The organism is Piscinibacter sp. (assembly GCF_050175855.1).
GTDB lineage: Bacteria > Pseudomonadota > Gammaproteobacteria > Burkholderiales > Burkholderiaceae_C > Piscinibacter.
Map to the genome: position 1 here is coordinate 1 of NZ_JBFXIO010000222.1, position 8,527 is coordinate 8,527.

The following is an 8,527-nucleotide window of genomic DNA, read 5'->3' on the forward strand; positions in this document are numbered from 1 at the left end:
CGGCGTCGGTGAGGTCATCCCACCAGCCGAGCTTCTTCAGCAGCAGGTGGTCGAACTCCGGGTAGCCGGTGGTGAGGTCGGCGCCCTTGCTGTGCGAACCGTCGGCCGCCAACAGCGAGACGCCATCGCGTTCCACGCCGAAGTTGGCGCGGAAGTTGCCGCCGCCGTCCATCACGTGCTTGCTGGTGTCGTACAGGTTCGGCGATCCCGGGTGCTTCATGTCCGGGTTGCCCCAGCACGGCCAGGGCAGGCCGAAGTAGTCCCCGTCGAGCTTGTAGCCGGTTTCCTTGTCGATCCCACCCTTGGCGCGCAGCGACTTCACGTCGAAGACGTTCATGTTGCGCATGTGGGCCTTCAGCCGCTCGGGGCTCTGGCCGGTGTAGCCGATGGTCCAGACGCTGGAGTTGATCTCGCGGAGGATCGACTCGACCTCCGGCTCCTCCATGCCGCCCTTGCCCTTGACCATCTTGAAGTTCTTCACCAGTTCGTTGGCGAAGCCCAGCTTCTGCGCGAGCTGGTACATGATCATGTGGTCGGTGCGGCTCTCCCACAGCGGCTCGATCACCTGCTCGCGCCACTGGATCGACCGGTTCGACGCCGTGCACGAGCCGCTGGTCTCGAACTGCGTGCAGGCCGGCAGCAGGTAGACGGCACGGTTCGGGTTCTGGTCCTCGGCCTTGCCGGGCATGGCCGCCATGGCCGCGGTGGCGCTCGGGAAGGGATCGATCACGACCAGCAGGTCGAGCTTGTCCATCGCCTTCTTCATCTCGAGGCCGCGGCTCTGCGAGTTCGGCGCATGGCCCCAGAAGAACATGCCGCGCAGGTTGCTGTCCTGGTCGATCAGCTCGTTCTTCTCGAGCACGCCGTCGATCCAGCGCGAGACCGTCATGCCGGACTTGCTCATCATGCCCGGCGCGTACTGCTTCTTGATCCACTCGAAGTCGACGTTCCAGGCCTTGGCGAAGTGCTTGAACGAGCCCTCGGCCAGGCCGTAGTAGCCGGGCAGCGAATCGGGGTTGGGGCCGACGTCGGTGGCGCCCTGCACGTTGTCGTGGCCGCGGAAGATGTTCGCGCCGCCGCCACTGACGCCGATGTTGCCCAGCGCCAATTGCAGGATGCACGAGGCACGCACCATCGCATTGCCGATCGAGTGCTGGGTCTGGCCCATACACCAGACGATGGTGCTCGGGCGGTTCTTGGCCATGATCTCGGCCACCTTGGCGCAGGTGGCCTCGTCGACGCCGCAGACTTCCTGAACCTTGTCCGGCGTCCACTTGGCGAGGACTTCCTCGCGGACCTTGTCCATGCCGTAGACACGATCCTCGATGTACTTCTTGTCCTCCCAGCCGTTCTTGAACACGTGGTACAGCACGCCGAACAGGAACGGGATGTCGGTGCCCGAGCGCAGCCGCACATACTCGTCAGCCTTCGCCGCCGTGCGCGTGAAGCGCGGATCGACGACGATCATCTTGCAGCCCGTCTCCTTGGCATGCAGCATGTGCAGCATCGACACAGGGTGCGCCTCGGCAGCGTTGCTGCCGATGTACAGCGCCGCCTTGGAGTTCTGCATGTCGTTGTAGGAGTTCGTCATCGCGCCGTAGCCCCAGGTGTTGGCGACGCCGGCGACGGTGGTCGAGTGGCAGATGCGGGCCTGGTGGTCGCAGTTGTTGCTGCCCCACAGGCTCATCCACTTGCGCAGCAGGTACGACTGCTCGTTGTTGTGCTTGGACGAACCGACCACGAAGATCGAATCAGGCCCGCTCTGCTTGCGCAGCTCGAGCATCTTCGCGCTGATCTCGTCGAGCGCCTGGTCCCAGCTGATGCGCTCGTACTTGCCGTTGACGAGCTTCATCGGGTACTTCAGGCGGAACTCGCCGTGGCCGTGCTCGCGCACGGCCGCGCCCTTGGCACAGTGGGCACCGAGGTTGATCGGCGAATCGAATACAGGCTCCTGGCGCACCCACACGCCGTTCTCGACCACGGCGTCGATCGCGCAGCCCACCGAGCAATGGCCGCAGACCGTGCGCTTGACCGACACCTTCTTGTCGCCCGAAGCCGCGTTGGACGCATCGGCCGCCTGCGCCTTCTTCACCAGCGTCAGCTGCGATACGGCGAGGCCGGCACCGACGCCGAGGCCGGATCGGCGCAGGAAAGAGCGCCGGTCCATCGTGGGAATCGCACGCGAGACACCGCGGGCGAGGCTGGACACCAGCGACGAGGCCGCCGGCGAGGCGGAAGTCGACGATTTGCGCGTGAGCAGCATGGGAACTCCTTGTGCGTGCAGCGGCGGGCGCGCGAGGCCCGGCGGAAGATTCGGAACCGGGCGGGGGGTCAGATCCGGGCGGTCTGGTAGTAGCGCAGCACGTGCTGCGTCTCCTGGTATCCGGTGGTCTTGAGGTCGGCCGACTTCTCGGCGGCGCTGGCGACGGCCTCCGCCGGCGCCTTGGGTGTCAGGGCAGCGACGGCGGCCAGGGCGCCGGCGGTGCCGGCACCGGCGAATACGGTGCGGCGGGAGAGCTTGGGCTGCTGCTTGTCCATGGGGTCTCCTGTGTGCGGGCCGACATAGGGCCTGTGCAAAAGTGTGCATATCTTAGCCATGCATGCCGCCGTTTCGAGGGGCTTCGGCCCCTCGCAAACACTCATGGGCCGCTGCGACAAGCTGTCGCACGCACTTCGCCCAGAGGTGGCGCGACAACTTGTCGCAACAGGCGGTCATGGACCCCGGGTAAGCCCGAGGACATCTCGCCGATGGCCGGCGGCGGTTGCAGCGGCTGTGCGACAGTAGCGCCCTCTTTCGCGCCCGAGCCGATGCCCTCGATCCCGCCCCCACCCGAATGGCCGCTGGCCCACGTGCTGATCGTCGATGACGAGGCCGGCATGCGCAATTTCCTCGAGAAGACCCTGGCCACGCGCTGCGGCGAGGTGCACAGCGCGCCCGACGCCGAGGCCGGGGACGAACTGATGAAGCGGCATCGCTTCGACCTGCTGATCCTCGACATCACCCTGCCCGGCAAGAACGGCATCGCCTGGCTGCGCGAACTCCGCGAGCGAGGCTATGCCGGCGAGGTGGTGCTGATCACCGCCTTCGCCGACCTCGACACCGCGATCGAGGCACTGCGCGCGGGCGCCAGCGACTTCATCCTCAAGCCCTTCCGCGTCACGCAGATCCTCAATGCGGTACGTCGCGGCCTCGAGCGCGCGCGGCTGCAGCGCGAGAACTGGGTGCTGCGCCGTGCGCTGCGCCAGCGCACGCCGGAGGCCGACGGACTGGTGGGCCGCTCGATCGCCATCAAGGGCCTTCAAGCCGCGCTGCAGCGCGTGGCCGCCGTGAACAGCACGGTCCTGCTGACCGGCGAGTCGGGCACCGGCAAGGAACTCGCGGCGCTGGCCCTGCACCGCAACAGCCCGCGACGGCGCGGCCCCTTCGTGCCGGTCAACTGCGCGACCATGTCGCCGGAGCACATCGAGCAGGAGCTCTTCGGCCACGCCCAGGGCGCGGCCGCCGGGCGCGGCCCGGGGCGCGACGGCCTGTTCGTCTATGCGCAAGGCGGCACGCTGTTCCTCGACGAGATCGGCGACCTGCCGCTGCCGCTGCAGGCCACCCTGCTGCGCGTACTGGAAGACCGGCAGATCCGCCCGGTGGGCAGCGAGCAGCAGATCCCGGTCGACGTTCGCATCGTCGCGGCCACCAACCGGCGCCTGTCCGACGAGGTGGCCGAGGGCCGCTTCCGCGCCGACCTCTACTACCGGCTGCAGGTGGTCGAGATCAACCTGCCACCGCTGCGCGGGCACAAGGAAGACATCCCCGACCTGGTGGCGCACTTCATCGCCACGCTGTCGCCGCAGCTCGGCGTGCCGCCGATGGAGGTGACCGAGGACGAGCTCGCCTACCTCGCGCAGTACGACTGGCCAGGCAACGTGCGCGAGCTGCGCAACCTGATCGAGCGCTCGCTGATCCTCGGTGCGCTGAACGTGTCCGCGCTGTACCAGGGCCTGGCGCGCATGGAAGCCGGTGCGCGTGCCCTGCCGGCCTCGCGGCCCACCGACCTGCATGCGCTGGAGAAACAGCACATCCTGTCGGTGCTCGACTCGGTGGGCGGCGACAAGACGCGAGCGGCACAGCTGCTCGGCATCTCCCGGCGAACGCTGGAGCGGCGTGTCGCCGAGTGGGGTGAGCCGGCGCGCGTGGCGCGCAGCGCCTGAGCCCGGCCCTGCGCATGCTGCGCCGCTTCCGCGACCTGCCCATCCGCGGCAAGCTGCTCGCGATGGTGCTGGTGCCGCTGGCGGTGGTGCTGCCGCTGCTCGGTGTGATCCTGCTGGCCTGGGCAAGCCTCGCCTTCGACCGTTTGCTGATCACCAAGGTCCAGGCCGACCTGGCGGTCGCCAACGGCTACTTCGAGCGCGTGCTCGGCGAGGTGGGTTCCAGCGCCGCCACGGTGGCCGAGTCGCATGCGCTGCAGCAGGCGCTCGCCCGGCGGCCGGCCGACGAGCTGGTGCCGCTGCTGCAGCGTTTCAAGGCACGCGAGGGGCTGGACTTCATCAACCTTCGGCGCGACGACGGCAGCCTCGTGGCCACCGACTACGCACTGGCGCCGGAGGGCGGCGGTTCGCCGGCCTGGCGGGCGCGTGCCGGATCGGAGCGACAAGGCTCGGTGGAGGTGCTCGAGCCCGGCGCGCTGAGCCAGCTCGCCCCGGCCCTGCTGCCGCGCGTGGACGTGCCGCTGGTACCCACCCGCAACGCGGCGCCGACCGAGCGCGCGCAGGAAGACCGCGCCATGGTCGTGCTCGCCAGTGCACCGGTGATCACGCCGGACGGGCAGCGCCTCGGGCACGTGCAGGCCGGCGTGCTGCTCAACCGCAACCTGGCCTTCATCGACCACATCAACCGGATCGTCTACCCGGACGGCTCGCTGCCCTTCGGCAGCCAGGGCACGGCCACGCTGTTCCTCGACGACGTGCGCATCAGCACCAACGTGCGGCTGTTCGGCGCCGATTCGACCAACCGCGCCATCGGCACGCGCGTGTCTCAGACGGTGCGCGACGCCGTGCTCGGCAACGGCAGCACCTGGCTGGATCGCGCCTTCGTGGTCAGCGACTGGTACGTGTCGGGCTACCAGCCGCTGGTCGACGGCGGCGGACAGCGCGTGGGCATGCTCTACGTGGGCTTCCTCGAGCAGCCCTTCACCTGGCTGAAGTGGGGCACGCTGGCGGCCATCGGGGTGGTCTTCTTCGCCGTGATGATCGCCGCGGCAGGGGTCTCGCTGCGCGGCGCGCGCGGCATCTTCCGGCCGATCGAGCAGATGGCACAGACCATGCAGCGCGTCGAGGGCGGCGAGATGGCGGCCCGCGTCGGCCACGTGCGCAGCAACGACGAGGTCGGCCAGCTCGCCGGCCACCTCGACCACCTGCTCGACGCCATCGCCGAGAAGACACGCGCGCTGGAGCGCTGGAATGCCGAGCTCGACGCCAAGGTGGCCGAACGCACACGCGCGCTGGAGGCCGCCCAGCAGCAGCTGCTGCGCAGCGAAAAGCTCGCCGCGGTGGGCCAGCTCACCGCCAGCATCGCCCACGAGGTGAACAACCCGATCGCGGTGATCCAGGGCAATCTCGACCTCGCCCGCGAGCTGCTCGGCGAGGATGCCCAGCGCGTGCACGGCGAACTGCGCCTGGTCGACGAGCAGGTCGAGCGAATGCGGCTGATCGTCACCCAGCTGCTGCAGTTCGCCCGACCCAACGAGTTTGCCGGCTATGTCGACAACGTCGACACGCGGGAGGTGCTGGAAGGCTGCCTGGTGCTGGTGGCGCACCTGCTGTCGCGCACCCAGATCGCGCTGGTCCGCGACTTCCGCGCCACGCGGCAGCCGGCGCTGAACCGCAACGAGCTGCAGCAGGTGATCGTCAACCTCCTGGTCAACGCGATCCACGCGATGCCCGACGGCGGCACGCTGTCGCTGGCCACGCGCGACGCCGGCGACGACACGGTGGAGATCGACGTGGCGGACACCGGCGCCGGCCTGCCGCCGGACATTCTCGCCGAGCTGTTCCAGCCCTTCGTCACCCACAAGAAGGACGGCACCGGCCTCGGCCTGTGGATCAGCCGCAGCATCGTCGAACGCTACGGCGGCGACATCCGCGCCGCCGACCGCCCCGAAGGCGGCGCGGTGTTCACGGTGGTGCTGCGGCTGGACAGCAAGCCGCGCTGAGCGGTGCGTGCTACTGCTCCAGGAGGTCGAAGCCCTGCGTTTCCACCTGCACGAAGGCCCGGGTCAGTTCGGCCAGCTCGCGGTAGAGCTTCGCCTTCGGATGGGCCTGCACGGCGTCGCACAGCTTCTCGGCCCAGGGTTGCAGGTGGGCCCGGAAGAAGCGCCGCTGGCGCTCGAGGTTGCACACCGCCACGTCGTCGCCGGCGATCAGGTAGCGCATCACCTCGCACACGGCGGAGATGTGGTCCTCGGTCTCTCCGCGGGTCTCGTCGCGGGCCAGGCCGAGCGAGGCGAGTTCGTCGCGCAGCACGGCCAGCGGGCGCTCGTTGAGGAAGCCGCTGAGGTAGTACGAGCCGTAGAGAAACACCTCCGGCTTGCCCACGCCCTGGAACAGCGCGTCGTACTCGGCGCTGGCCTCCTTCACGGTGGTGGTGCGCATCGCGGCCACCAGCGCCGACCACGGGCCCTCGAGAAAGGCGCCTTCCTGCGGCGCCTGCGTCACCGCGACCTTGATCTGATCGAGCAGCGCCTCGTCGGGGGCGGCCATCCAGAGCCGCGCGAGCAGGCCGTACAGCTCCGCGCGGGCCAGCTCCTCGCTGTCGTCGGCCGTGGCGAAGCTCAATGCCGTCAGCTTGTCGCTCATAGGTCGTTGATCCTGACTTCGTTCGGGTTGCTGTAGATGTCGACCACGCGGCAGTCGCCGCACATCTGCAGGCGCTTCAGCGCGTCACCCTGGAAGGCGCTGTGGCCGGAGAGCTTCGTGATCATGTTCTCGATCGCGCGCAGGGTGCCGAAGGGCTTGCCGCACTGGATGCAGCGATAGGGCACGGCCTCGGCCAGCACGCGTGGCGCCTTGCGTGCCTTGCCGCCGTCGGCCAGCCACAGGCGCGGCTGCAGCGTGATCGCGCCCTCCGGGCAGGTGGTTGCGCACAGGCCGCACTGCACGCAGTTCTTCTCGACGAAGCGCAATTGAGGCTTGTCGGGGTTGTCGGCCAGCGCGCTCTCCGGGCAGGCGCCGACGCAGCTCAGGCACAGCGTGCACTTGGCGGTGTCGACCACCAGCGTGCCGAAGGGCGAGCCGGCGGCCGGCAATGCAATCTCGTCGGCAGCGCGCGGCGCCTGCGCGAGCAGGTGGTCGAGCGCAAGGTCGAGCGTGGCGCGCTTGTCGGCCTGCGCGGCCAGCGTCGCGGCCTGCGCCACGCCCTGCGCGGCGGGGCTGCGCAGCGCGTAGTCGAGCGCCTGCAGGTCGCGCGCATCGCGCACCTCGATGCACTTGAAATGCTCGCCGGCATAACCCAGCCCGGCGAGGATCGCCTGCGCCACCCCCATCTGCTCGGCCAGCGCCTGGCGGTATTCGGGCGCCTCCTCCTCGGTGACCAGCACCCAGACCTGGTTCGCCCCCCCGGCGACGGCGGCGAGCCACAGGTCGATGCCGGTGCTGGCGGTGTGCCACAGCGCCACCGGCAGCACGCGCGCCGGTACACCGCGCACGGCCTTGTCGGTGCGGGCGGCGCGACCGAGTTCCTCGATCATTCGCGTCCCTGCGCCTTCGCTGTGCAGCAGCAGCGCGGCGTCCTTGCCGCCCGCGCGGGCGTAGGCCGAAAGCATCGTGCGCCACTTGCGGCCCTGGTCCACCGTGCCCGGGTAGCCGAAGGCCAGTGCACCGCTCGGGCACACCGTGCTGCAGGCGCCACAACCCACGCACAGGTGCGGCTCCACGACGATGCCTCCGGCCGTCTCGCCCTTGGTCTTGCCCTTGCGCGAAGCATCGCTGCGGATCGCGCGCGTCGAGCAGACGTCGATACAGGCGCTGCATCCCACCTGCTCGTTGCGGCTGTGCGCACACAGCTTGGGCTTGTAGTGGAAGAACTTCGGCTTCTCGAATTCGCCGGTCAGCTCGCGCAGCTTCAGCACCGCATCCACCAGCCGGCGCTCGCTGTCGCCGCCGGGCGCGACGTGGAAGTAGCCCTGCGGCGGCTGGTGCATCGAGAAGGCCGGGGTGTCGCGCAGGTCGAGCACCAAGTCGAACTCGCCGTCGGCCGCCTGCGGGGCGCGCTGGAAGTCGATCGCGCCGGCCGCATCGCAGACCTTCACGCAGTCGCGGTGGCTCTTGCAGGCGGAGAGATCGACCTGGTAGCTGAAGTCGATCGCGCCCTCGGGACAGGCGTCGACGCAGGCGTTGCAGCGCGTGCACAGATCGAGGTCGATCGGGTTGCCGCTCTCCCACTCGGCGCGGAAGGCGCCCAGCCAGCCGGAGAGCTTCTTCAGATGGCCCGACTGCACGTCGCGCTCGCGGCGCTGCGGCAGCGCGCCACCGGCGCGGT

At 69.3% G+C, this 8,527-nt stretch carries 6 protein-coding genes; 2 read left to right on the forward strand and 4 right to left on the reverse strand.

The window, feature by feature from the left end; all coding sequences use genetic code 11:
- The coding region (locus AB7U92_RS16370) for a molybdopterin-dependent oxidoreductase (protein ID WP_428579080.1) at positions 1 to 2,263 on the reverse strand (2,263 nt) is incomplete at its 3' end.
- A gap of 68 nt (positions 2,264 to 2,331) precedes the next feature.
- A complete protein-coding gene (locus AB7U92_RS16375) occupies positions 2,332 to 2,538 on the reverse strand; it encodes a formate dehydrogenase (RefSeq protein WP_428579082.1) in 207 nt (68 codons plus the stop codon).
- Between the two features lie 270 nt (positions 2,539 to 2,808).
- Between AB7U92_RS16375 and AB7U92_RS16380 the strand changes: the two genes are divergently transcribed.
- A complete protein-coding gene (locus tag AB7U92_RS16380) occupies positions 2,809 to 4,203 on the forward strand; it encodes a sigma-54-dependent transcriptional regulator (protein WP_428579085.1) in 1,395 nt (464 codons plus the stop codon).
- A 14-nt stretch (positions 4,204 to 4,217) separates the two neighbouring features.
- Positions 4,218 to 6,203, forward strand: coding sequence for a sensor histidine kinase (locus AB7U92_RS16385; protein WP_428579088.1), 1,986 nt, complete (start codon positions 4,218 to 4,220; stop codon positions 6,201 to 6,203).
- Between the two features lie 10 nt (positions 6,204 to 6,213).
- Here the strand turns inward: AB7U92_RS16385 and AB7U92_RS16390 are convergent, their stop codons facing one another.
- Together AB7U92_RS16390 and AB7U92_RS16395 are read right to left on the reverse strand one after the other, a co-directional pair.
- Positions 6,214 to 6,846 (reverse strand): TorD/DmsD family molecular chaperone, encoded by a 633-nt coding sequence (locus AB7U92_RS16390; protein WP_428579091.1) that lies wholly within the window; start codon positions 6,844 to 6,846, stop codon positions 6,214 to 6,216.
- Positions 6,843 to 8,527, reverse strand: a 1,685-nt coding sequence (locus tag AB7U92_RS16395) for a 4Fe-4S dicluster domain-containing protein (RefSeq protein ID WP_428579093.1), incomplete at its 5' end; no start/stop codon positions are given. The genes AB7U92_RS16390 and AB7U92_RS16395, both read right to left, overlap by 4 nt.

Coding starts and splice junctions, on each gene's coding strand:
- AB7U92_RS16375 (WP_428579082.1), bottom strand. CDS start 2,538: ATGGACAAGCAGCAGCCCAAGCTCTCCCGCCGCACCGTATTCGCCGGT.
- AB7U92_RS16380 (WP_428579085.1), top strand. CDS start 2,809: ATGCCCTCGATCCCGCCCCCACCCGAATGGCCGCTGGCCCACGTGCTG.
- AB7U92_RS16385 (WP_428579088.1), top strand. CDS start 4,218: ATGCTGCGCCGCTTCCGCGACCTGCCCATCCGCGGCAAGCTGCTCGCG.
- AB7U92_RS16390 (WP_428579091.1), bottom strand. CDS start 6,846: ATGAGCGACAAGCTGACGGCATTGAGCTTCGCCACGGCCGACGACAGC.